The following is a 23,232-nucleotide window of genomic DNA, read 5'->3' as shown; positions in this document are numbered from 1 at the left end:
ACTGCTGTCATGGACTATCTCGACACTGCGAACCAGTTCCTCATCGACCAGTTCGGACCGATGGGCCCGCTTTATGCCGTAGGGGCGCTTGGGGTGCTGTTGGTGCTGCTGGCGCTGCCGATGCTGCTGCACCGCAAGGCCGACCCGCTGGACAAGATCAAGCAGGAGGGCGGCACCGGCGTGCGCCCCGCCGCGCCCAAACCCACCGGCGGCAAGCAGCAGAACCTGCGTTACAAGCGCGGCAAACGCGAACAGAAGCTCGACAAATACGCCAGCTTTCTGGAGCCGCAGGACGCCGAAGAACTGTCCTCGGCCCGGCTAAAGATGATCCAGGCGGGCTATCGCGGCAAAGGCGCGGTGCGGGCGTTCCACTTTGCCTCCTTCGCGCTGGGGCTGGGTATGCTGGCCTTCGGCTTGCTGCTGGCACTGCTGAAATCGGTGAATGGCGAACTCACGACGCAGCTTCTGATGCTCTATGTCGTGATCCCCGGCGGCATTGGATATTACCTGCCGAAATACTGGGTGAACCGCCGTATCCAGACCCGGCAACAGGAAATCACCAACGGCTTTCCCGACGCACTCGACATGATGCTGGTTTGCGTCGAGGCGGGCCAGTCGCTCGATCAGTCGATCATCCGAGTCTCCAAGGAAATCCGCGCCGGTTTCCCCGCGCTGGCCGAAGAATTCGAGATTATCAGCTACGAGATGAAAGCCGGTAAGGAAAAGATCGCCGTGCTCAAGGACATGTCCGAACGCGCAGGCGTGGCCGATGTGGCCTCCTTCGTGACGGTTCTGATCCAGTCGACGACCTTCGGCACCTCGATCGCCGAAGCGCTGCGGGTCTACGCCGCCGAGATGCGCGACAAACGGGTCATGCGCGCGGAGGAAAAAGCCAACACCCTGCCCACCAAACTGACGCTGGGCACGATGATGTTCACCGTGCCGCCCCTGATGATCATCCTCATCGGCCCCTCGATCTACGGCATCTACACGACGCTGAACGGCGGGTTGTAAGGCAAGGCGCGACGTGAGCCTGCCCGTGGGGTGGCGTTGCGACGGTCGAGCGGTGCGCTTTATAGGGACACCCCCTCCCCGCCCAGAGATCAGCGTGAGAGTGGACGCGCTGAGTTCAGAGGCTACGAGGCATAGCTAATCTGAGCACAACGGCAGCCTGCCCGTGGGGTGGCGCTGAAACGGCTGAACTGCGCGCTTTATGGGTGCCACACCCCTCCCCGATCCGAGGTCAGCGCGTTGTGGCAAAGCGCCAGCCCGGGGGACGGGCAGGCGCTCGCTCTCGCGCCCTGCGGGCTTGTCCGAGAGCGGATGCGTCGAGTTCTGAGGCAAGGCTCGACGTGAGCCTGCCCGTGGGGTGGCGTCGCAGCGACTGAACTGCGCGCTTTATGGCGACACATCCCTCCCCGATCCGTGGTCAGCGCGCGGTGGCCAAGCGCCAGCCCGCCGGAACGGGCAGGCGCTCGCCCGCGCGGCTTCGCCTTGCCCGCGGGCGGGTGCGCTTAGGTCTGAGGTCCGCGTGACCCTTGCCGGTGCCCCACCAGCCACCTGCCCGTTCCCTCGGACCCTCGTCACCCTTCGCCCCAACACGCCCAAGCCCGCTCGCCTGCACCCCGCTTGACCTCACCGCCCTGTGAGGAGACGTCGCGGCCCCCTTGGCAGCGGCGCGCCATTTCGCGACACTGGCCGTGTTCGCGATTTCGGTGCATATCAGTCCGCCACTGCCCCACGTCCCCGCCCTCCATGCTTTCCTCGCAGCCACAGGCCTGACCCCATGACCGCGCGCACGGCACTTCTGCTTCCGCTCCTTGTTGGCCTCGCCGCCTGCGCGGGCGATGGCACGCTCAAACCGCTCAGTTCCGCCGAGACAAAGACCGATGACGCCGCCCTCGACGGGTTGGAAACCGGTCACCGCTTGATGGAGACGGGCGAGTATGAGCAGGCGTTGAAAGCATACCTGCTGGCCGCGTCGGAACGGGGCATCGATGTCGATGTGCTGTCGGCGCTGGGATCGGCCAATCTCCGGCTGGGCCGTCTGGGTCAGGCGGAGGATCTGCTGCGCCGCGCGATCCGCGAGGATGAAACCTTTGCCCCCGCGTGGAACAACCTCGGCGTGGTGCTGATGGAGCAGGGCGAAACCGGCGAGGCGCGGCGCGTCTTCCAGACCGCATTCGCGCTGGATAGTGGCGAAAGTGCCGAAATTCGCGACAATTTGAAGCTCGCTATCGCGAAAACGGAAATCACCGATTACACTGGCGCGAACGAAACAAGCAATTTCGAATTGGTGCGGCGGGGACGCGGGGTCTACCAGCTCCTGAGCACACCATGAGGCCCGAGAGCAGCAAGAAGGACGCCCACCCGATGCAGCGCCCGAACCGTAGTCTCCTGCCGCTCTGCCTGGGCGGCATTCTGATCCTGACCGCCTGCGAAAAGACCGCCGACACCGATGTCGACCGGGCGCTGCAATCGGTCAACGCGATCGACGACAACAACCTGTCCGACATCATGCTGACCGTCGCGGACCCGGATGAGGCCGTGGCCTATTTCCGCCGCGCCGCCACCGAAAATCCCGAGCGGATCGACCTGCAACGCGGGCTGGCCACATCGCTGGTGCGCGCCAAACGCCCGACCGAGGCCGTCGCCGTCTGGACCAAGGTGACCGCCCTGCCGGAGGTCACAAACGAGGACAGTATCGGACTGGCCGATGCGCTGATCCGGGCGGGCGACTGGCCCCGCGCGGAGGCGACGCTGAACGCCATCCCCCCGACCTACGAGACCTACAAACGCTACCGGCTGGAAGCCATGATCGCCGACGGCAACAAAAACTGGGCCAAGGCCGACAGCTTCTATGAGACCGCGGTGGGCCTGACCACGACGCCCTCCGGCGTGCTCAACAACTGGGGTTATTCCAAGCTGACGCGCGGCGACTATCCCGGCGCGGAGCGGCTGTTCGTCGAGGCGATCACCTATGACGACAATCTGTTCACCGCCAAGAACAACCTCGTTCTGGCCCGCGGCGCGCAGCGCAACTACCAGATGCCCATCGTCAAGATGACCCAGATCGAGCGGGCACAATTGCTGCATACGCTGGCGCTCACGGCGATCAAGCAGGGCGACGTCACCATCGGCAAGGGCCTGTTGCAGGAGGCGGTCGAAACCCACCCGCAACATTTCGAAGACGCCGCGCGCGCGCTTGCGGCGCTCGACAGCACCGTGGTGAATTGAGCCCGGATTGATGATCGCCCAAAGCGCCACCGCCGCCCTCGCTTTTCTGCCCCTCGCGGCGCTTGTGTCGCTCTGGGTGGCGTGGTCCGACATGGCGCGGATGAAAATCCCGAACCGTGCGGTGCTGGCGCTGCTGCTCGTCTATGCCGTGATCGGTCCCTTCGTGCTGCCGCTGCCGGAATATGGCTGGCGCTGGGTGCATTTCGGCGCGGTGCTGCTGGTGGGGTTCTTGATGAACATGCTGCGCCTGATCGGGGCGGGTGATGCCAAATTCGCGGCGGCGATGGCGCCCTTCGTGGCGCTGGGGGACATGCTGCTGGTGCTCTATCTGTTCGCGGGGGTTTTGCTGGCGGCGTTCATCTGCCACCGGATCGCGCGCGCCATCCCGGCGGTGCGGGGATTGGCCCCCAATTGGGAAAGCTGGCACCGCACCCGCGATTTCCCCATGGGGCTGGCTTTGGGTGGCACGCTCATCGCCTATCTCGCCGTCGGGGCCGCCTGCATCCGCTGAGCCGAGACTTCGTCGCGCCCGCTCCACGCTCTTGCCACATTGATCGGCTCTCACTGCGCCATAGGCCGCGCTGTTTTATGCGCACAACGGCCAAGCAGTGATGGAGCAGGACAGATGAACATGGCGCCCGGAGCGATTGACGGCACCACCCTAGACCCAGACGCGACAGCGCGCCCGCCTGCCGTGCAGCCGCCCCCCGCCCCGCGCCGGTTGGAGGACATGGCCCTGTCGCCCGTCATGATGCGCGACATCCTGATCAAGACCATGTTCCGCAAGAACCTCGAACAGGTCAGCGATCTGGCGCAGGCGGTCTGTCTGCCAGTGCAAGTCACGCAGGAGTTGATCGACCTTGCCCGCACCCAGCGGCTGGTCGAGGCGACCGGCACGCTGCATGCCAATTCGGGCGGCGAGATGGGCTATCAGCTGACCGATCAGGGCAAGACCCGCGCGCTCGACGCGCTGGCGCAATCGGAATATTTCGGCGCGATGCCGGTGCCGCTCGACGTCTACCGCGAACAGGTCAAACGCCAGTCGATCCGCAATATCCAACTGACCCGCACGCAGCTGACGGATGCGATGGGCCACCTGATCCTGCCGCCCGATCTGCTGGGCCAATTGGGGCCGGCGGTGACGTCGGGCCGGTCGATCCTGATGTATGGCCCGCCGGGCAACGGTAAATCCTCGATCTCCAACGGCATCCGCGACGCGATGGGGGATAAGATCTATATCCCCCGCGCCGTCGAATATGCCGGGCAGGTCATCACCGTCTACGACCCCATCGTGCACAGCGCGGCAGAGGCGCAGGTCGATAATCCCAATTCCCTGCGACGCAGTTCCACCCGCTTCGACACCCGCTATGTGCGCTGCGACCGGCCCACGGTCATCACCGGGGGCGAGCTGTCGTTATCGATGCTGGATCTGGTCTACAACCCCACCGCGCGCACCTATCAGGCCCCGCTGCAACTGAAATCCACTGGCGGCATTTTCATCGTCGACGACCTGGGCCGTCAGGCGGAGCCGCCGCAGGCGCTCATCAACCGCTGGATCGTCCCGCTGGAAGAGGGCAAGGACATCCTCGCCCTGCAATCGGGCGAGAAATTCGAGGTGCCCTTCGACACGCTGGTGATCTTCTCCACCAACTACCACCCCAACAAGATCTTCGATCAGGCGGCGCTGCGGCGGATCTTCTACAAGATCAAGATCGACGGCCCCGATCAGGAAAACTTCCTAAAGATCTTCGCCCTCATCGCGCGGAAAAAGAACATGCCCCTGAACCAAGAGGCGCTGGTGCATCTGTTGCAGTCGAAATATCCGCAGATCGACAATGTCTATGCGAACTATCAGCCGGTCTTCCTGATCGACCAGATGATCGCGATCTGCGAATTCGAAGGCATCCCCTATCAGATGACGCCGGACCTGATCGACCGCGCATGGTCCAACATGTTCGTCGAGGATAGCGAGGTCGTGCGCTGACGCGACCCATCGGACCTAAGCGGTCCGCCACATTGATCGGCGGGGGCCACCCTTTGCAACTGGCCCCTGCCCGCCTACATCCCCTGCATGACCGATCTGCCCGCTCCGATCGCCCGTTGGTTCGATGACCGGGGCTGGTCCATTCATCCCCATCAGCGCGCCATGCTGGAGCGCGCCGCAGCCCCCGCAACGCTGCTGGTCGCGCCCACGGGCGGCGGCAAAACGATGGCCGGGTTCCTGCCCACACTCGCCGAACTGGCCCGCGATCCGCGCCCCGGTCTGCACACGCTCTACGTTTCCCCGCTGAAGGCACTCGCCGCAGATATCCGCCGCAACCTCACCGCGCCGGTGGCCGAAATGGGCCTGCCGATCCGGATCGAGGATCGCACCGGCGACACCCGCGCCACCGCCCGCAAACGCCAGCGCGCCGACCCGCCGCATATCCTGCTGACCACACCCGAAAGCCTCGCGCTGCTGACCTCCTACGAGGACGCGCCGCGCATCTTTGCCGGGCTGCAGCGGGTGATCGTCGATGAAATCCACGCACTCGCCGAAAGCAAGCGCGGCGACCAACTGATGCTGGCGCTGGCACGGCTGTCGACGCTGTGCCCCGATCTGCGCCGCGTCGGGCTGTCGGCCACGGTCGAAGACCCGCCCGCCATCGCCCGGCTGCTGGCGCGCAATCCCGACCCTTGCGAGATCATCACCGCCGATCCCGGCCCCGCCCCCGACATTGCCATGCTCGCAACCGAAAGCGCCCCGCCCTGGTATGGCGGCGGCGGGCGCTATGCCATCGCAGAGGTGCTGGAACAGGTCCGTCAGCACCGCACTACCCTGATTTTCCACAACACCCGCGCACAGGCGGAGATCTTTTTTCACGCGCTGTGGCTCGCCAATGACGATGACCTGCCCATCGGCATCCATCACGGCTCGCTGTCGCGCGAGCAGCGCGAACGGGTCGAGGCGGCGATGGTCGCGGGCGACTTGCGCGCCATCGTCGCGACCGGCAGTCTCGATCTGGGCATCGACTGGGGCGATGTGGATCTGGTGATCCAGATCGGCGCGCCCAAGAATGTCAAACGGCTGGTGCAGCGGATCGGGCGCGCCAATCACCGCTACAATGCCCCGTCAAAGGCCCGCCTGCTGCCCGCCAACAGGTTCGAGGTGGTCGAATGCATCGCCGCGCTTCAGGCGGTCGAGGCCGGTGATCTGGATGGCGAGCCACGCGGCCCCGGCCCCCGCGATGTGCTCTGCCAGCAGATCCTGATTACCGCCTGCGCCGGTCCCTTCGACGCCGATGCGCTCTATGCGGAGGTCACGACCGCAGGCCCCTACGCCGCGCTGGACCGGGCCGCTTTTGACGCCTGCATGGAGTTCTGCGCCACCGGCGGCTATGCGCTCCGGGCCTATGACAAATGGCAGCGGCTGCTGCAACGCCCCGACGGGCTGTGGCAATTGCGCGATCCCCGCAGCGCGCAGCGCATCCGCATGAATATCGGCACCATTCAGGACACCGACACGCTGAAGGTGCGGATGCGGGGCCGCAATGGCGCGCCGCTGGGCGAGGTGGAGGAAGGCTTCGCCGCGACGCTTACCGCCGGGGATACCTTCCTGATTGGCGGGCAGATCGTGCGCTATGAAAACCTGCGCGAAATGACCGTGGTGGTCAGCCGCGATGCCTCCGCCACGCCGCGCATCGCCACCTTCATGGGCACGAAATTCGCCACTTCGACCCAGCTGTCGGAACGCATCCTCGACATGCTCAACCGTGATCGTTGGCCCGAATTGCCGCACCATACCGCCGAATGGCTGGCGCTTCAGCGCGAGGTGTCGGTAATGCCCCGCGCCGACCGGCTGCTGATCGAAAGCTTCCCCCATGACGGGCGGGCGCATACCTGCATCTACGGCTTTGCCGGGCGCAACGCGATGCAGACGCTGGGGCTGCTCGTGACCCGCCGGATGGAGGTCGCCGGACTGCACCCGCTGGGCTTCGTTGCCTCGGATTACGCCACGCTGATCTGGGGGCTGGACCCGGTCGAAGACCCCGCGCCGCTGCTGACGGGGGGCGAAATGCGCGAGGATCTGGACGGCTGGCTGGCGCAGAACGCGGTGATGAAGCGCACGTTCAAGGCCAGCGCCGTGATCGCCGGGCTGATCGAGCGCAACACCCCGCAGGCGCGCAAAAGCGGGCGTCAGGCGACGTTTTCGTCCGATATCCTCTATGACACGCTGCTGCGCTACGACCCCGATCACCTGCTGATGCAGATCACCCGCGAAGAGGCCCTGCGCGGTCTGGTCGATTTCGGGCGCATCGATGAGATGTTCGACCGCATCGGCGGGCGGGTGCAGCATGTCACGCTGGACAGGATCAGCCCGCTTGCCGCTCCGCTCATTCTTGAGATCGGGCGGGTGCCGGTGGTCGGCGCGGGCCGCGAACGGCTGGAGGCCGAAGAAGCCGCGCGGCTGATGGCCGAGGCGGGTTTGGATTTCGGCTAGACGCCCGCGCAGATCACAGCCACCGCCCCCCCTTGACGCGCCGCCACGGGCGGGGCACTCCGGCGATATGGAACAGGCCATGAACGGACATGCATTCACGCTCTGCGGTGCCACGCTGGTGGCGCGCCCCACCGGCGCGCTGTGGTGGCCGCTGCACCGGCTGCTCTGTGTCTCGGACCTGCATCTGGGAAAATCCGAGCGGATGGCACGGCGCGGCGGCGGGCTGCTGCCCCCCTATGAAACCCGCGACACGCTTGACCGGCTGGCGCGCGACATCACCGCGCTCGATCCGGCAGTGGTGGTCTGTCTGGGCGACAGCTTTGACGATCTGGCCGCCGCCGCGCAGGTCGAGGCCGAAGCCCTGCCGCCGCTGAACCGCATGATGGCCGGGCGGCGCTGGATCTGGATCGAAGGCAATCACGATCCCGGCCCGGTCGCGATGGGTGGCGAACATCACAGCGCATTTCGGCTGGACGGGGTGACCTTCCGCCATATCGCGCAGGTGGCCGTCGCGCCGGACGAGGCCGAGATTTCCGGCCATTACCACCCGAAACACCGCATCAGCGGCCCGGCGCGCCCGTGTTTCCTGATTGATGGCTGCCGCACGGTGATGCCCGCCTACGGCACCTATACGGGCGGGCTGTCGGCGCAGGCCGCGCCGCTGGCGGATCTGTTCGGCAAAGGGGGTATCGCGGTGCTGACCGGCGGCACACGGGCGCTTGCCGTGCCGCTCAGGCCGGGACGCGGCGGGGTGCGGCGTCAGGCTGGCTGGCGCTGAAGCTCCGGCGCTTCGGTCAACAGGCCCGCCTGCTCGACCGCCGCGCGGTAGCCGCGCGACACCGGCACTTCGCTGCCATTCGACAGCAACAGGAACAACCGCCCCTTATAGGTGACCGAGCCGCGCACGGCGTCGAGCGACACCCAATGCGAGCGATGCACCTGAATCCCGGCAAAGCCTTCGGTTTCCGCAATCGCGTCCGACAACCGCATCAGGATCGCGCTGCTGCCTTTGGTGGTGGTGATATCGACGTAATGATCCCGCACGGTCAGGTGCACCAACGGCCCGCGCAATTCCGGCTCGATCCGGTCCAGCAGACGCGGCAGCGCGCGGATCGGGGGGATGGTCTTGCGCACCTCTTCCACACGCTCCTCGATCTCGGATGCGGCGCGGGCTTGGATCTTGGCCTCCACGCGGGCCTTGTGGCGCTGCAACAGCAGCACCGCCAGCAGGATCAGCGCGGTGACAAAAGCAACCGACAGCGACAGCGGCGGCAGCGCGGACGCGCCCAGAACCGGCCCCTGCCACAGGCGAATGATAAACAGCAGCGTCGGCGTAAAGGTCAGCGTCATCAGCACCGTGGTGGCCAGCGCCCCGATCCAGTAACTGTAGCGGCCCAGATAATGCAGCGCGATCGCCCGGCAGCTCGCCCCGAACACCATGCTGACCACATTGACCGTGCCCCAGTAGCCAAATCGCACCGGCCAGCTCATGGTGTCATAGGTGCCGAACGGCCCGGCATAGGACACGCCCAAGGTCAGTATCGCCAACACAAGCCATTTGAGACCGTCGTTCAGTTCGGTCTTTATGCGTGTAAAAATGTCAAGCATCGTGCCGAGCTCTCCCGGTATCACGGTGATACAGCAATCATTATAACTTAAAGCATCAATGCCTACGGGTCTTCCCCCGCAACGACTGCCTTGTCAACCGTCACTTGCGCGCAACATGATTGCGCCCCCTTGGCGACACCACTCGCAGTCCTGCCGCCCCGCGCGCGGGGCTTCGGATGGCCAGCCGGTCAGATAGCCAGCCCTTCGGGCTCCGGCAGACCGTGGATGCGGCAGGCGGCGGTGACGGTGTTGGCCAGCAGGCAGGCAATGGTCATCGGCCCGACACCGCCGGGCACGGGGGTGATCGCCCCGGCCACGGCACTGGCGGATGCGAAATCGACATCCCCCACCAGCCGGGTCTTGGCGCTGCCATCGTCGTTCTGGCCCTTTTCCGGCGCGGCGATCCGGTTGATGCCGACATCGATCACCGTCGCGCCCGGTTTCACCCAGTCGCCGGGGATCATTTCCGGGCGGCCCACTGCGGCGACGAGGATATCGGCCCGGCGGCAGGTTTCGGCCAGATCGCGGGTGCGCGAATGCGCGATGGTCACCGTGCAGCTTTCGCCCAGCAGCAGGTTCGCCATCGGCTTGCCCACGATGTTGGAGCGTCCGACAACCACGGCCTCCATCCCCGACAGATCGCCATGCAGATCGCGCAGCATCAGGATGCAGCCCAGCGGCGTGCAGGGCACCATCGCCTTCTGCCCCGTGCCCAGCAGACCGACATTGGAGATATGGAACCCGTCCACATCCTTGGCCGGATCGATGGCGTTGATGACCAGATCGGAATTCAGATGCCCCGGTAGCGGCAATTGCACAAGGATACCGTGGATCGCGGGATCGGCGTTCAGGCTGTCGATCAGGCCCAGCAGATCGGCCTCGGTCGTTTCCGCCGCCAGCCGATGCTCGACGGAATGCATCCCCGCTTCCAGCGTCTGCTTGCCCTTGTTGCGGACATAGACCTGACTTGCCGGATCTTCGCCCACCAGCACCACGGCCAGTCCGGGCGTGACGCCGTAGCTGTCTTTCAGGCGGGACACTTCCGTGCCGACACGGTCGCGAAGGGTGGCGGCAAAGCTTTTGCCATCGATGATCCGGGCGCTCATGCGATATCCTTTCCGTCGTGCCGACGATGCGGTGACCTGCGGGCCGGTGACCCCGTTGCGCGCGGGTGAAAGGCCGTTCCGCCCCCGCGCCGCGCGTCGAATCGCCCCCCTCGGCTGATGCAAGGGCAATCGCCCCAGAACACGGGATTTGCAAGCCTGTCGGCAGAAACCTGCGCCTTGTCGGGAACCAATGCGGGATCAGGGCGTTGCATAACCAGACTTCAAACGGAGGCTGACGCCATGAAGACCGCTACTTTTACCCTCTCGATGGGCCTCGCCACCGGAATGGCTCTTGCAACCACCGTTCTGGCCTTGTTCTGAGCCATCGTCCGCAACGATTGCCCATAGTGATCGCCTGACTGCCTATCACGACCCTGTCCCCTGATCCTGTCTGCCTCAGGATCGCCCGGCCCCAGCGCCACAATTCGCCTACATCGCCAGACGCTTTCAGCGGGGCTCTGTTCCTCCCGCCTGGTTGAGATGTGTCCAGCGTCCTGTCAGGGGGGGCGAGACTGCGGCGCGGGACCGGGCGTTAGGCCGCACCGCGCTGGCCATCGGGACCGGTCCGTGCGGATCATCCGGCACATCCCCGGCCCAAGGGCGCCTTATGGCGCCCTTTTTGCTGCGCGGCTCACGGCGCCCATGCGCGCTGCGCGGGCACATGCAGGCGGATTTCCTCGCCCACACGCAGCATCCCCTCACGCTCCACCCATGCGGTGATGCCGCGCCGGTCCGCCGCTGCGGCCTTGAACCCGCGCCCATGCCCCGGCAAATGCATCTCAATCTCGCGCGCGGGCAGTTGACAGGGCTGGTTCTCCATATCGACGACAAGCGTCGTGCCGGACGCGGCCTGCAATCGGCTGGACGGCGGCACATGGGTGAAATCGGGGATGCCCTCGATCACCAGCGACGCGCCGGTCAGCGCCGGGTCCAGCCGCTCCAGATCCAACTCGCCCGCGATGGCGTCCAACTCTTCCTGCGACAGCACCGCCAATTGCCGCACATTGCGAATTTCGGTGCCCCGAGGATGCTGCGATGTCACCCGCGAACACGACGGTCGCGTCAGCCCGCCATGCGCCTCCCCCTCCAGCCCGGCAAAGCTGGCATGGATTTCCTCGACCGGGATGCTGCTCAGCGCGGCATCGCGGTCGGGCACATACCCCAGCCAAGTGATGCGGCCGACGATATCGGTGGGAATGAGAGCGGGCATGAGCGCGTCCTTCGCAGAGAGGCAAGTCGCGCGGAGCATGGCCGCGCCCGCAGACGATCACAAGCCCCGCCCCATCCACATCCCGCGTCATGCCGGGTCGGGCCCGCGCGGCGCTCAGAACCGCATCACCCCCGCCCGCCAAAGCGGCGCCACGGGACGCGGCGTGTGGAACAGCCGGTCGCCGACACCCTGATCGCCGCCCTGCCCGGCCCTGCCGCCAAATCGCCAGCCGACCGACAGCACCAGCGCCGTGTCGCGATGGTCCGCTCCGCGTCCGCTCCCCGTAATCCGGTCGTGACGCAGCGCCGCTCCCAGCCGCAAGGGGCCGCGCACCCGCGCCACGCCCAGATCGACGCTATGCACCGTCAGCCCCATATCCAGTTCGTCAATCGCGGCGATCTGATAGCCTGCGGCGAATTCCACCGCGCCCGCCGCGCGGGTCAGACGTCCGGCGCCGAACAGGAAATCGGTGCTGGCCGGCTGCACCACACCCGCGCCCAATTGCCCTTCGGCCCGCAGGCCGGGGGCAAGCGCCCACATCGCTTCGACCCCGCCAAGGTAGCTTTGGACGGCGGCCTCATCGACATCCTCATAGACGCCAAACAGCCCGTATTTCCGGCCCGGCGCGGTTTGCAGGCTCAGATGCCCGGCGATGCGCCCGGTCCGAACGCTGTCATAGGCAGCAGCGCCAAGGTCCAGTTGCAGAAGATGATGGCTGCCGACCTGCCAGATGCTGCCCAAGGCGACGCTGCCCATGCCCGCGTCACCGCCGGTCTGCGCCTCCAGCCGCACCTCCCCCGCGATCAGCCCCAGACCGCTGTCGGATTGCGCACGCGCCCCGGCAGGCAAAGCCAGCGCCAGCGCAAGCCCCAGCACCGCGGCGACGCGGCGGGCACAGATCGTGGAACGGGCGCAAACAGCGGTGCGGCTGCGGGGAACCGGCCCGGATGGCCGGACAAGTGGCAAGGAAAAGGGCATCGTGCAGATCCTGAATTGACAGGCCCCCACCCGCCGGATGTCCCGGTTTTGCCCCGGCCTCGCCGGATTAACTAAGCGTTAAGTTAACCGATGGTTAATGCGCGCCCGGCCCCCTCGGGCCGGTTACAGAAGCCACAGCGCCAGCGCGGTCAGCATGCCGCCGCCCGTCACGGTCAGCAGGCCCAGCAGCCGCCGCGCCTCTACCGGCATGGCGACAAGCATCTCCAGCAGCCGTTCCAAACGCGAAGGGGCCAGTGCAAGCACCAGCCCCTCCAGAATGAACACCAGCCCAAGAGCGAGCAGGATCACCGTCATGATGCCGCCCGATTACTGGGTGGCATCGGCATCGGCGGAGGCCGCATCCTCGGCGGCCTCCGGCGCGGCGGGATCGACCCGTGCGACACCGGTGTCGGCGCCCGTGTCTGCCTCAGCTTCAGCCGCATCTGCGCCGGTATCGGCACTAGCCTCATCCTCGGCCTGCGCGTCCGCTTCTGCGGCGGGGGTGGCCGTGCCCTCGATCTCCGCCGTGACGCCGGTGCCCGCACCTTTCAGGTATTCAAAGAACTCCCCGTCCGGCGAAATCACCATGGTCGAGTTATTCCCCGACAGGGCGCGCTCGTAGCTTTCCAGCGACCGGGTCAGGGCAAAGAATTCCTGCCCCTGACCAAACGCATCGGCATAGATCGTGGTCCGCGTCGCGTCGGCCTCACCGCGGATGATCTCGGCCTCCCGCTGTGCCTCGGACACCAGTTCCACCACGGTCCGGTCGGCCTGCGCCTTGATCCGCTGCGCGGCTTCGTTACCGCGCGCGATTTCATCCGCCGCTTCACGTTCCCGCTCTGCCCGCATCCGGGCAAAGGTAGCGTCGAGGTTCTGCGTCGGCAGGTTGGTCTGCTTCAGCCGCACATCGACGACGGTCAGGCCCAGCGATCCGGCCCGCGCACGCGCGGCTTCCAGAATGCGCTGCATCAGGTCCGACCGCTCGCTCGACAGGATCGTGTTGGATGTGACCCCTTCGGAGCCCAGAACCGCACGAACCTGCGTGGTCAGGATCGACCGCAGGCGATCCTCGGCGGCACGTTCACCGCCCACACCGACAGCCTGCCGGAACTGCACCACATCTTCGATGCGGTAGCGGGCAAACGCGTCGACGACCAGACGGCGGTCATCCGACGGCGTGACTTCGATCGTGTCGGTTTCCAGCGACAGGATGCGGTCGTCATAGCGCACGACATCCTGAATAAGCGGGATTTTGAACGCCAGACCGGGCTCTTCCTTCACGGCCTTGATCTGACCGAATTGCAGGACGAGCGCCTTGTTGCGTTCATCGACGATGAAAATCGAGGACGACACGATGGCAATGACGATGACCAGCCCGATCAGGGGAATTGTCAGACGGTTCATCTTAGTTGCCTCCGCTTTGCTGTTGCTGGCCGGTGGTGGTGCGCCCCACGCCGCCGCGCAATTGGTCGAGCGGCAGATAGGGCACCACGCCCTCGCCGGCCTCGCCGTCGATGATGACCTTGTTCACGCCCGAGAACACCCGCTCCATCGTTTCCAGATACAGGCGTTTGCGCGTGACCTCGGGGGCCTTGCGGTATTCTTCGAGGATCGCGGAGAAGCGGCTGGCCTCACCTTCGGCCTCGTTCACCACGCGGGCGCGATAGCCTTCGGATTGCTCCAGCGCCTGAGCGGCGTCACCGCGGGCGGCGGCCAGAACCTGGTTGGCATAGGCGTCGGCTTCGCGGGTCAGACGCTCGCGCTGCTGCTCGGCGGCCTGCACGTCGCGGAAGGCGTCGATGACCTCCTCGGGCGGGTCGGCCCGGTCAAGGTTGAGCCGCACGATATTGATGCCGCTGTCATACTGGTCCAGCGTCTCCTGGATCAACGTCATCACGGTATCAGCGATCAGGTCACGGTCACGGTTCAGGATCGGCGCCAGTTCGGAGGCGGAAATCACCTCGCGCATAGCGGCTTCCGACACAGCGGTGATGGTCTGGTCAGGTTCGGCCAGATTGAACAGGAATTTCGCCGGATCGTTGATGTTCCAGACAACTTCGAAATCGATATCGACGATGTTCTCGTCGGTGGTCAGCATCAGGCCGGACTGCATGTTCGAATTGCCGTCGCGCACACCGATGGTCACGGACCGCTCTCGCGTCACCGAAACGACCTCGGCGGTGACCAGCGGCCACGGCGCGAAGTTCAGACCGGGATCGCCGACAGAACTGAATTCACCCAAGAACAGCTCGACCGAGCGTTCTTCGGGCCGCACGGTATAGAGCGACGCAAACAGCCACAGCGCCACCAGCGCCAGCGCGATCAGGCCCAGAGCGCCCTTGCCAACGCCGGGGCCGCTTGGGCCGGACGGTGCGCCAGTGCCATTGCCACGACCGCCCATCAGCACCCGCAACTGGTCCTGCCCGCGGCGCATCAGGTCGTCGATATCCGCCATGTTGTTGCCGCCCGGACGGCGGCCGGGGCCACGGGGCGGCTCGTTGCCGGGGCGCTGACCGCCACCTTGCCCGCCGGGGCCGCTGCCCCGCTCGCCACCTGAACCTGAGCCGCCGGAATTTCCGCCTCCCCAGGGCCCTCCGCTATGTCCTGCCATAGGCTGTCTATCCCTCTTCGTTCTTTTCAGTTCTGTTGCAGTTAAGGTGGCCATTCAGGCCGCAAATACAAGCCATCGCTGTCATGCGGTTCCGCTTGCTCACCACCCTGTCAGAAAATGTCAGCGGGAGTGAGCCCCCTTGACCCCGCCACACAGCACAACTGCGCGCGTTAGTGGCGTCACGGCGACCGCCCGCCGCCGTGACAGGCGCCATCACAGTCACCGTGACAGGCACAGCCTCACGCGGTGCGGGTCGGCGTCTTCATGGTCACCAGTTCCTCGGCCATCGTCGGATGCACGGCCACGACGCGGTCGAAATCTTCCTTGGTCGCGCCCATCTTCACCGCGATGCCGATCAACTGGATCATCTCACCCGCCTGATCGGCGACGATGTGACAGCCCAGCACCTTGCGCGTGTCGGCGCAGACCAGAAGTTTCATCATGATCCGGTCCTGCCGGTCGATGAAGGCGCGGTGCATGGGGCGGAACGAGGTCTCGTAAACCTCGATCGGGCCCTGCTCGCGCGCCTGCTCTTCGGTCAGGCCGATGGTGCCGAACTCGGGGCGGGTGAACACCGCCGACGGCACCAGTTCATGATCGGGCGCGGTCGGGTTGCCCTTGAACACCGTCTCGACAAAGGCCATCGCCTCGCGGATCGCGACGGGGGTCAGTTGCAGCCGGTCGGTCACGTCCCCAATGGCATAGATCGACGGCACGGCGGTCTGGGAATACTCGTCCACGACGATCTCGCCCTTGCGGCCCAGCTCGACGCCGATCTCTTCCAGACCCAGACCTTCGGTATTGGGCGCGCGTCCGGTGGCGAACATGACCTGATCGAAATGCGCCTCCTCGCCGGTGGCGGTCTTGGTGCGGATGCGGTCGCCGTCGCGCTCCATCTCGATCACCGTCGCGCCGCATTGCACGTCGATCCCCCGGCGGATCATATCGGCCGAGATATGGCCGCGCGCCTCGTCATCGAAACCGCGCAGGATCTGCGCGCCACGGTAATACTGCGTCACCTTCACGCCCAGCCCGTGCAGGATGCAGGCGAATTCGGACGCGATATAGCCGCCGCCGACGATCAGGATGCTTTCGGGCAACTTTTCGAGATTAAAGATTTCGTTTGAGGTGATCCCCAACTCTTCGTTGGGCAGGCCGGGCAGCGCGGGCCGCCCGCCGGTGGCGATCAGAATATGCTTTGCCGTGATCTCCTCGCCGGTGGACAGGCTCACGGTATGGGCGTCCTTCAGCGTGGCGCGCGCGTCGTGCACGGTCACGCCGGACCCGTCGAGCAACCGGCGATAAACGCCTTCCAGCCGCTCAAGCTCCGCATCCAGACGCTTGCGGAATTTCAGCCAGTCGAAATGACCGGGCCGCGTGTCCCAACCGTAATCGGCGGCATCGTCGGCAGCCTCGCCATAGTTCGACGCGAACACCATCAGCTTCTTGGGGACGCAACCGCGAATCACGCAGGTGCCGCCCATGCGGTATTCCTCGGCCAAGCCGACGCGCACGCCCTCGGCTGCGGCGACCCGCGCCGCACGCACCCCGCCGGACCCGCCACCGATGACGAAGAGATCGTAGTCGAAGCTCATGATAACCCTGCCTTTAAGTCTGTAGTGGACGGTGTGGTCCGGCCCCGGCCCGCCGCGTGCGGCCCCGGACAGGACCGAACCTGTCAGATATCGGTAAAGATGTTGGTGCTCTCGTCGACATCGACATGGCCTTCGCGCACGCTGCCATCGGCCAGATCGCGCACTTCGACCGCGCCGTCGCCATGGCCAATCACCACAACGTCCGCGATGTCGATGAACAGCCCGTTTTCCACGATGCCCGGCACCTGATTGACGACAAGGCTCAGCTGCCGCGGATTGCCGATCCGGCGCAGATGCAGGTCGAGGATATAGTTCCCCTCATCCGTCATGTAGGGCACGTCGTCATTCATGCGCAGCGACACCTCGCGGCCCAGCACGTCCATGTTGACCAGCGTCTCTTCGATCAGCGCGCGGGTGGTCTGCCAGCCAAACGGGATCACCTCCAGCGGCAGCGGGAAGGCGCCCAGCGTCTTCACCTCCTTGGCGCTGTCGGTGATGACGACCATCCGGTCGGATGCGGTGGCCACGATCTTCTCTTGCAGCAGCGCGCCGCCGCCGCCCTTGATGAGGTTCAGATCGCCGTCGAATTCGTCAGCCCCGTCGATGGTCACGTCGAGCCATTTGGCCTCGTCCAGCGACACGACCTTGATGCCCATCTTGCGCGCCAGATCGGCGGTGCGCGATGAGGTCGGAACCCCGGTGATGCGCAGGCCTTCCTCGCGCATCCGTTCGCCCAGACACCGCACCATCCACGCCGCGGTGGAGCCGGTGCCGAGCCCGACGCGCATGCCGTCCTCGATATAATCGACCGAGCGGCGGGCCGCGACGAATTTGGCCTTGTCGATGGGCGAAAGTTCCTGAGTCATGACAGCATCCCTTCAAGTCGGCGGCTTTATAGGCGGAAAACGCCTGCGCCGCGAGGGGCAAAAGCCGGGCACCCTCACGGCCTGCGACGCCGCCCCGGCGCGGCCCTGGCGCGGTCCTGACGCCGCCCGGTCCACCTGCCCCGCACCGCATGCCCCCGGCCCTACCCGCCCGGAAGGTGCGACAGAGCGCAGCAGCCCCGCCAAAACCCCGGCCTTGCGGCCCGTATTGGGGCGGTCAAATGCGCACACCCGACTTGCGCCAAGGCGGCGTCTCTCTAGGTTCGGTGCCAAAGGGATCACACGGGGTTTTCCAGATGCCCGAGGCATTCACCGCCGAGACGCTGGCACGGCTGCAATTCGCCTTCACCGTCTCGTTCCACATCATCTTCCCCGCGTTTTCGATCGGGCTGGCCAGCTATCTTGCCGTGTTGAACGGGCTGTGGCTGAAAACCCGCGACCGCACCTATCTGCACCTCTTCGACTACTGGAAGAAAATCTTCGCCGTGGCCTTCGGCATGGGCGTCGTGTCGGGCATCGTCATGTCCTACCAGTTCGGCACCAATTGGAGCGTGTTTTCGGATAAGACCGGCCCGGTGCTGGGCCCGCTCATGGCCTATGAGGTGCTGTCGGCGTTTTTCCTCGAAGCAGGGTTTCTGGGCATCATGCTGTTCGGGCGGGAGCGTGTGGGCGACGGGCTGCACATGTTCGCCACCGCGATGGTCGCGCTTGGCACGCTGATGTCGGCCACGTGGATCCTGTCGGTGAACAGCTGGATGCAGACGCCCGCGGGCTACGGCATCAACGATGTGGGACAGTTTGTGCCGGTGGACTGGTGGCAGATCGTGTTCAACCCGTCCTTCCCCTACCGGCTGGTGCATATGGTGCTGGCGGCCTACCTGACGACCGCTTTTGTCGTGGCGGCGGTGGGCGCGCTGCATATCCTGCGCCACAAAGACCATAAGGAGGCGCGCCGCCAGTTTTCGATGGCGATGTGGATGGCCGCGCTGGTCACGCCGATCCAGATCTTTGCGGGCGATGCGCACGGGCTCAACACGCTGGAATATCAACCGCAGAAGGTCATGGCGATGGAGGGTCACTACGACAGCCATCCCGACGGCGCGCCGCTGATCCTGTTCGGCATCCCCGACCCGGACGCCAAGGAAATCCGCTACGCGATCGAGATCCCGAAACTGTCCAGCCTGATCCTGAAACACGACCTGAACGCGCCGATGGACGGGCTCGACACCATCCCGGACGAAGATGAACCCCCGGTCGAGATCGTGTTCTGGAGCTTCCGCATCATGGTGGGCCTCGGCTTTGCCATGCTGGGCATCGGGGTCTGGAGCCTGTGGCTGCGCTATCGCGGGCGTCTCTATGACACGCCGTGGCTGCTGCGCGCCGCGCTGGTGATGGGACCGTCGGGCTTTGTCGCGGTGCTGGCGGGCTGGATCACGACCGAGGTGGGGCGTCAGCCCTTCACCGTCTACAACCTGCTGCGCACATCCGACTCGCTCGCGCCCGTCGCGGCACCGGCAGTCGCGGCGTCGCTTATCGCCTTCATCGTGGTCTATTTCCTGATCTTCGGGGCGGGCACGATCTATATCCTGCTGATGATGAACAAAGCCCCTAACACCGTGCGCATGGGTCTGCGTGACGGGCCGGTTCGGGCAGCGGGGATCACGCCGGGCACCCAGATGGAGCCTGACATGATGGGGAACCGCGCCGCTGGCGGCCCGCGCAGCGAAGAAGCCCATAGCGAGGCCACCACCGCCGATCCCCGCTACGCCGAGGACGAGGTGCCCGATCCGCCGCGCCGCCAGACCGGCCATGACGACACCCCGAAAGGAGACCGCTGATGGACTGGCTGCCAGAGCTTTCCTTCATCTGGGCGGGGCTCATCGCCTTTGCCGTGCTCACCTATGTGGTGCTGGACGGGTTCGACCTTGGACTCGGAATCCTGTTTCCCTTTGCCCGCTCCAACCGCGACCGCGACCTGATGATGAATTCGGTCGCGCCGGTCTGGGACGGCAACGAAACATGGCTGGTGCTGGGGGGCGGCGGTCTGTTCGCCGTGTTCCCGCTGGCCTATGCGGTGGTGCTGCCCGCGCTCTACATGCCGATCACGGTGATGTTGTTGGCGCTGGTGTTCCGTGGCGTGGCCTTTGAATACCGCTGGCGGGCAAAGCGCTGGCGCGGCGTGTGGGATTTCTCGTTCTTCGGCGGCTCGCTTCTGGCCACCTTCACCCAAGGCATCGCGCTTGGCGCGCTCGTGCAGGGGATCGAGGTCGAGAACCGCGCCTATGCGGGCGGCTGGTGGGATTGGCTCACGCCGTTTTCGCTGTTCACCGGGGCGGCGCTGGTGGCGGGCTATGCGCTGCTGGGCGCGACATGGCTGGTGATGAAGACCGAAGGCCCGCTGCAAAGCCATATGCGCGACCTGGCCAAGCTCGCCGGGATCGCGCTTCTCGCCGCCATCGCCATCGTCAGCGCATGGATGCCCTTCCTCGATGCCAGCTATTACAGCGCGTGGTTCACGGGCTGGAGCATCGGCTATGTCGTGCTGGTGCCCGCGCTGGTCGCGGCCTGCGGGCTGATGCTGTTTCGCGGGCTGCTGCGCGGGCGCGAACGCACCCCGTTCATCGCCGCGCTGGGGCTGTTCGTCACCGGGTTCATCGGGCTGGGCATCGGGTTCTATCCCAATATCGTGCCGCCGTCGCTGACCATCGTCGAAGCGGCCGCGCCTGACGAAAGCCTCGCCTTCACGCTGGTGGGCGCGGCGGTGCTGATCCCGCTGATCCTGTGCTACACCGCTTATGCCTATTGGGTATTCCGGGGAAAGATCGATCCAGATGCCGGATACCACTGAGCGCCCCGAACGCCCGGCCCAACCCGCACGCCCCGCCCCGGCACAGCCCCGCCGCCACTGGCTGCGGCGGGTGGGGTGGTTCGCGCTGATCTGGATGGCCAGCGTCACCGCGCTGGGACTGGTGGCCTATGTGATCCGGCTGGCGATCATGCCCGGCTGACAGGGTCCGCCCGCGGCGGTGCTCAGCCCAGCCGGTCCTTCACGCGCGGGCCGACCCGACCAAAATCCATCCGCCCCGTATATTTGCCCTTCAGCACGCCCATCACCTTGCCCATGTCGCGGATGCCTTCGGCGCCGGTTTCGGCGATGGCGTCATCGACGGCGGCGGTGACTTCGTCATCGGTCAACTGGCGCGGCAGGAATTCCTCGATCACGCCGATCTCGGAGCGTTCCCGCTCGGCCAGATCGACGCGCCCGCCTTCTTCGTAGGCGCGGGCGCTTTCCTGACGCTGCTTGACCATCTTGCCAAGGATCTGCAGCACGACGTCATCGGACACACCGGCATCGTCGGCACCTTCGGTGCGCGCGGCGATGTCCTTGTCCTTGATGGCGGCATTGATCAGGCGCAAGGTCGAAAGCCGCTCGGCCTCCTTGTTGCGCATTGCGTCCTTGAGGGCCGTTCCGACCCGATCGCGCAATCCCATATGTGGCTCCATCCCCTGAGAGCATGTCAGAATGTCGGACCCTACAGAAACCGGCCCCTGCTGACAACCTCGCCCCCGCGCGGCGCCTGCAGCGTCACTTGCCCGCCTCCGTCCCGCGCCTGCTCCCCCCGCGCGCCACGGCTCCGTCCCCCCACGCGCCACGCCCCCACCCCCGTCCTGCGCGCCATGCATAACGGTGCTGTGGGCGCCGCAAACCCCGCCTATGGCGCTTGACCCTCCCCCGCGCCGACCCTAGGTTGCCGCCGATTTGCCCGGAGCCTGCCCACCGGATTCTTTTCCCCGGGGACACTCCCACACGCTGCCAAGGAGTCGCGCCCATGCCCCAGGATCGCCCCACTGCCTGCCTCGCTCTCGCGGATGGCACCCTTTTCTATGGCAAGGGCTTCGGCGCCACGGGCCAGACCGTCGCCGAGCTGTGCTTCAACACCGCCATGACCGGCTATCAGGAAATCATGACCGACCCCTCCTATGCGGGCCAGATCGTGACCTTCACCTTCCCCCATATCGGCAATACCGGCGTCACCCCCGAGGATGACGAAACCGCCGAGCCGGTCGCCGCCGGGATGGTGGTGAAATGGGACCCGACCGAGCCGTCGAACTGGCGCTCCGCCGACACGCTGACCGCATGGCTGGAAAAGCGCGGCCGCATCGGCATCGGCGGGCTCGACACCCGCCGCCTGACCCGCGCGATCCGGCGGCAGGGCGCGCCGCATGTCGCGCTGGCCCATGATCCCGACGGCAATTTCGATATCGAAGCGCTGATTGCCGCCGCGCGCGGCTTTGCCGGTCTGGTCGGTGTGGACCTTGCCCGCGACGTGACCTGCGCCCAAAGCTACCGCTGGGATGAAATGCGGTGGGCCTGGCCCGAAGGCTACACCCGGCAGGAAAACCCGAAATTCAAGGTCGTCGCGATTGACTACGGCGCCAAGCGCAACATCCTGCGCTGCCTTGCCTCCGCTGGCTGTGACGTGACCGTGCTGCCCGCCACCGCCACCGCCGAAGAGGTGCTGAGCCACAATCCCGACGGGCTGTTCCTGTCCAATGGCCCCGGCGATCCGGCGGCGACCGGCGTCTATGCCGTGCCGATGATCCAGCAGGTCATGGCCCAAAGCCAGATGCCCGTCTTCGGCATCTGCCTCGGCCATCAGATCCTCGCCCGCGCGCTGGGGGCACAGACGATCAAGATGAACCACGGCCATCACGGCGCCAACCATCCGGTCAAGGATCTGGAAACCGGCAAGGTCGAGATCACCTCGATGAACCACGGCTTCACAGTGGACAGCCAGACGCTGCCCGCCAATGTGAAGGAAACGCATGTGTCGCTCTTCGACGGCTCGAACTGCGGCATCCGCGTCACCGACCGGCCGGTCTTCTCGGTGCAGTATCACCCCGAAGCCAGCCCCGGCCCGCAGGACAGCTACTACCTGTTCGAACGGTTCGCCGAGGCGATGGAAACGGGTAAGGCCCCGGCGCTGTAAAGCGCGGTTTTCGGAAACGGTAGGATCGGGCGCCACGGCGCCCGTTTCTGTTTCAAAGCCCGGCAGACGCGGACCCGGGCGCAGGTCGCGCCCCCGGTCAGACACGTCGCGCCCCCGCAGCCACCGGGATAAGCCCACCCCGACCCAAGCGCCCCCGCCCACGAATAAGCGAAGCGCTCCGATGAGCGCCCGATCTTCAGAAATCAGCGCCACCGCCCGCGAACAAGGCCACAGGCCGCGCAGGGCGAGCGCCTGCCCGCCCACACGGGCTGGCGCTTGGCCACCTTATGCTGACCCCGGAACGGGGAGGAACACGGCACCATAAAGCGCGCTGCTCAGCCGTCCCAGCGCCATCCCACGGGCAGGCTTGCGGTGCACCTAGAGTGGCAGCGCCTTGAAACCTCCGAACTCCTTGCACCCGCTCTCGAACAAGCGAAGCGCGAGAGCGAGCGCCTGCCCGCCCCGACGGGCTGGCGCTTTGCCACCCCTCGCTGACGTCTGATCGAAGAGGAATGTGGCGGGGATAAAGCGC

Annotated in this window: 21 protein-coding genes; 11 read left to right on the top strand and 10 right to left on the bottom strand. The window is 65.9% G+C overall.

Annotation, left to right across the window (positions count from 1 at the left end; translation table 11 throughout):
- Positions 1–9: 9 nt before the first annotated feature.
- From CBW24_RS05390 to pdeM, 7 genes are all read left to right on the top strand, one after another.
- Positions 10–1,014: a type II secretion system F family protein gene (locus tag CBW24_RS05390; RefSeq protein WP_088662130.1), complete on the top strand. Its 1,005-nt coding sequence runs from the start codon at positions 10–12 to the stop codon at positions 1,012–1,014.
- A gap of 772 nt (positions 1,015–1,786) precedes the next feature.
- Complete coding sequence (locus tag CBW24_RS05385; RefSeq protein ID WP_088662132.1) at positions 1,787–2,341, top strand: tetratricopeptide repeat protein; 555 nt, start codon at positions 1,787–1,789, stop codon at positions 2,339–2,341.
- A gap of 32 nt (positions 2,342–2,373) precedes the next feature.
- On the top strand, positions 2,374–3,237 hold the full coding sequence (locus CBW24_RS05380) for a tetratricopeptide repeat protein (RefSeq protein ID WP_097372912.1): 864 nt from the start codon (positions 2,374–2,376) through the stop codon (positions 3,235–3,237).
- Positions 3,238–3,247: 10 nt separating this feature from the next.
- Positions 3,248–3,748 (top strand): A24 family peptidase, encoded by a 501-nt coding sequence (locus tag CBW24_RS05375; RefSeq protein ID WP_088662134.1) that lies wholly within the window; start codon positions 3,248–3,250, stop codon positions 3,746–3,748.
- A 219-nt stretch (positions 3,749–3,967) separates the two neighbouring features.
- Positions 3,968–5,221 (top strand): DUF8689 domain-containing protein, encoded by a 1,254-nt coding sequence (locus CBW24_RS05370; RefSeq protein WP_088662135.1) that lies wholly within the window; start codon positions 3,968–3,970, stop codon positions 5,219–5,221.
- Between the two features lie 87 nt (positions 5,222–5,308).
- Complete coding sequence (locus CBW24_RS05365; protein ID WP_097372911.1) at positions 5,309–7,717, top strand: ligase-associated DNA damage response DEXH box helicase; 2,409 nt, start codon at positions 5,309–5,311, stop codon at positions 7,715–7,717.
- A gap of 79 nt (positions 7,718–7,796) precedes the next feature.
- Positions 7,797–8,495, top strand: coding sequence for a ligase-associated DNA damage response endonuclease PdeM (gene pdeM / locus CBW24_RS05360; RefSeq protein WP_097372910.1), 699 nt, complete (start codon positions 7,797–7,799; stop codon positions 8,493–8,495).
- On the opposite strand, the gene CBW24_RS05355 is transcribed toward pdeM, so the two are convergent.
- The 9 genes from CBW24_RS05355 to rpiA all read right to left on the bottom strand — a co-directional run bounded on the left by CBW24_RS05355 (position 8,477) and on the right by rpiA (position 17,691).
- The gene (locus tag CBW24_RS05355; protein ID WP_232530148.1) at positions 8,477–9,325 is read right to left on the bottom strand and encodes a LytTR family DNA-binding domain-containing protein; all 849 of its coding nucleotides are present in this window, start codon (positions 9,323–9,325) and stop codon (positions 8,477–8,479) included. The genes pdeM and CBW24_RS05355 overlap by 19 nt on opposite strands.
- A gap of 188 nt (positions 9,326–9,513) precedes the next feature.
- The gene (gene folD / locus CBW24_RS05350) at positions 9,514–10,431 is read right to left on the bottom strand and encodes a bifunctional methylenetetrahydrofolate dehydrogenase/methenyltetrahydrofolate cyclohydrolase FolD (RefSeq protein ID WP_088662138.1); all 918 of its coding nucleotides are present in this window, start codon (positions 10,429–10,431) and stop codon (positions 9,514–9,516) included.
- A gap of 631 nt (positions 10,432–11,062) precedes the next feature.
- Entirely contained in the window at positions 11,063–11,641 is a 579-nt protein-coding gene (locus CBW24_RS05345; RefSeq protein ID WP_097372909.1) for an MOSC domain-containing protein, read from the bottom strand.
- Between the two features lie 114 nt (positions 11,642–11,755).
- On the bottom strand, positions 11,756–12,619 hold the full coding sequence (locus tag CBW24_RS05340) for a hypothetical protein (RefSeq protein WP_097372908.1): 864 nt from the start codon (positions 12,617–12,619) through the stop codon (positions 11,756–11,758).
- Between the two features lie 123 nt (positions 12,620–12,742).
- Positions 12,743–12,934 carry a DUF2065 family protein gene (locus tag CBW24_RS05335; RefSeq protein WP_088662141.1) on the bottom strand — a complete coding sequence of 64 codons (192 nt, stop codon included), beginning with the start codon at positions 12,932–12,934 and terminating at the stop codon, positions 12,743–12,745.
- Positions 12,935–12,946: 12 nt separating this feature from the next.
- Positions 12,947–14,023: a protease modulator HflC gene (hflC, locus tag CBW24_RS05330; RefSeq protein WP_097372907.1), complete on the bottom strand. Its 1,077-nt coding sequence runs from the start codon at positions 14,021–14,023 to the stop codon at positions 12,947–12,949.
- Position 14,024: 1 nt separating this feature from the next.
- Entirely contained in the window at positions 14,025–15,230 is a 1,206-nt protein-coding gene (hflK, locus tag CBW24_RS05325) for an FtsH protease activity modulator HflK (protein WP_097372906.1), read from the bottom strand.
- A gap of 239 nt (positions 15,231–15,469) precedes the next feature.
- Complete coding sequence (gene gor / locus CBW24_RS05320) at positions 15,470–16,825, bottom strand: glutathione-disulfide reductase (RefSeq protein ID WP_097372905.1); 1,356 nt, start codon at positions 16,823–16,825, stop codon at positions 15,470–15,472.
- Between the two features lie 83 nt (positions 16,826–16,908).
- Positions 16,909–17,691, bottom strand: a complete 783-nt coding sequence (gene rpiA, locus CBW24_RS05315; protein WP_088662145.1) for a ribose-5-phosphate isomerase RpiA — start codon at positions 17,689–17,691, stop codon at positions 16,909–16,911.
- Positions 17,692–18,005: 314 nt separating this feature from the next.
- On the opposite strand from rpiA, the gene CBW24_RS05310 reads away from it, so the two are divergent.
- Genes CBW24_RS05310 through CBW24_RS05300 form a run of 3 tightly spaced genes read left to right on the top strand, consistent with a single transcriptional unit; the run spans position 18,006 to position 20,717 of the window.
- A complete protein-coding gene (locus CBW24_RS05310; RefSeq protein WP_097372904.1) occupies positions 18,006–19,547 on the top strand; it encodes a cytochrome ubiquinol oxidase subunit I in 1,542 nt (513 codons plus the stop codon).
- Positions 19,547–20,557, top strand: coding sequence for a cytochrome d ubiquinol oxidase subunit II (gene cydB, locus CBW24_RS05305; RefSeq protein ID WP_097372903.1), 1,011 nt, complete (start codon positions 19,547–19,549; stop codon positions 20,555–20,557). Before CBW24_RS05310 ends, cydB begins: the two co-directional genes overlap by 1 nt.
- Positions 20,541–20,717: a DUF2474 domain-containing protein gene (locus CBW24_RS05300; RefSeq protein WP_088662148.1), complete on the top strand. Its 177-nt coding sequence runs from the start codon at positions 20,541–20,543 to the stop codon at positions 20,715–20,717. The genes cydB and CBW24_RS05300 overlap by 17 nt, the downstream gene beginning before the upstream one ends.
- 22 nt (positions 20,718–20,739) lie before the next feature.
- Here CBW24_RS05300 and CBW24_RS05295 read toward each other — a convergent pair whose 3' ends face one another.
- Positions 20,740–21,201 carry a GatB/YqeY domain-containing protein gene (locus CBW24_RS05295; protein ID WP_088662149.1) on the bottom strand — a complete coding sequence of 154 codons (462 nt, stop codon included), beginning with the start codon at positions 21,199–21,201 and terminating at the stop codon, positions 20,740–20,742.
- A gap of 338 nt (positions 21,202–21,539) precedes the next feature.
- Here CBW24_RS05295 and carA point away from each other — a divergent pair, with 338 nt between their 5' ends.
- Entirely contained in the window at positions 21,540–22,700 is a 1,161-nt protein-coding gene (gene carA, locus CBW24_RS05290; protein WP_097372901.1) for a glutamine-hydrolyzing carbamoyl-phosphate synthase small subunit, read from the top strand.
- Positions 22,701–23,232: the final 532 nt, after the last annotated feature.

The sequence above is a fragment of the Pacificitalea manganoxidans genome (assembly GCF_002504165.1).
Lineage (GTDB): Bacteria > Pseudomonadota > Alphaproteobacteria > Rhodobacterales > Rhodobacteraceae > Pacificitalea > Pacificitalea manganoxidans.
This window is presented reverse-complemented; position numbering and strand designations above follow the sequence as displayed.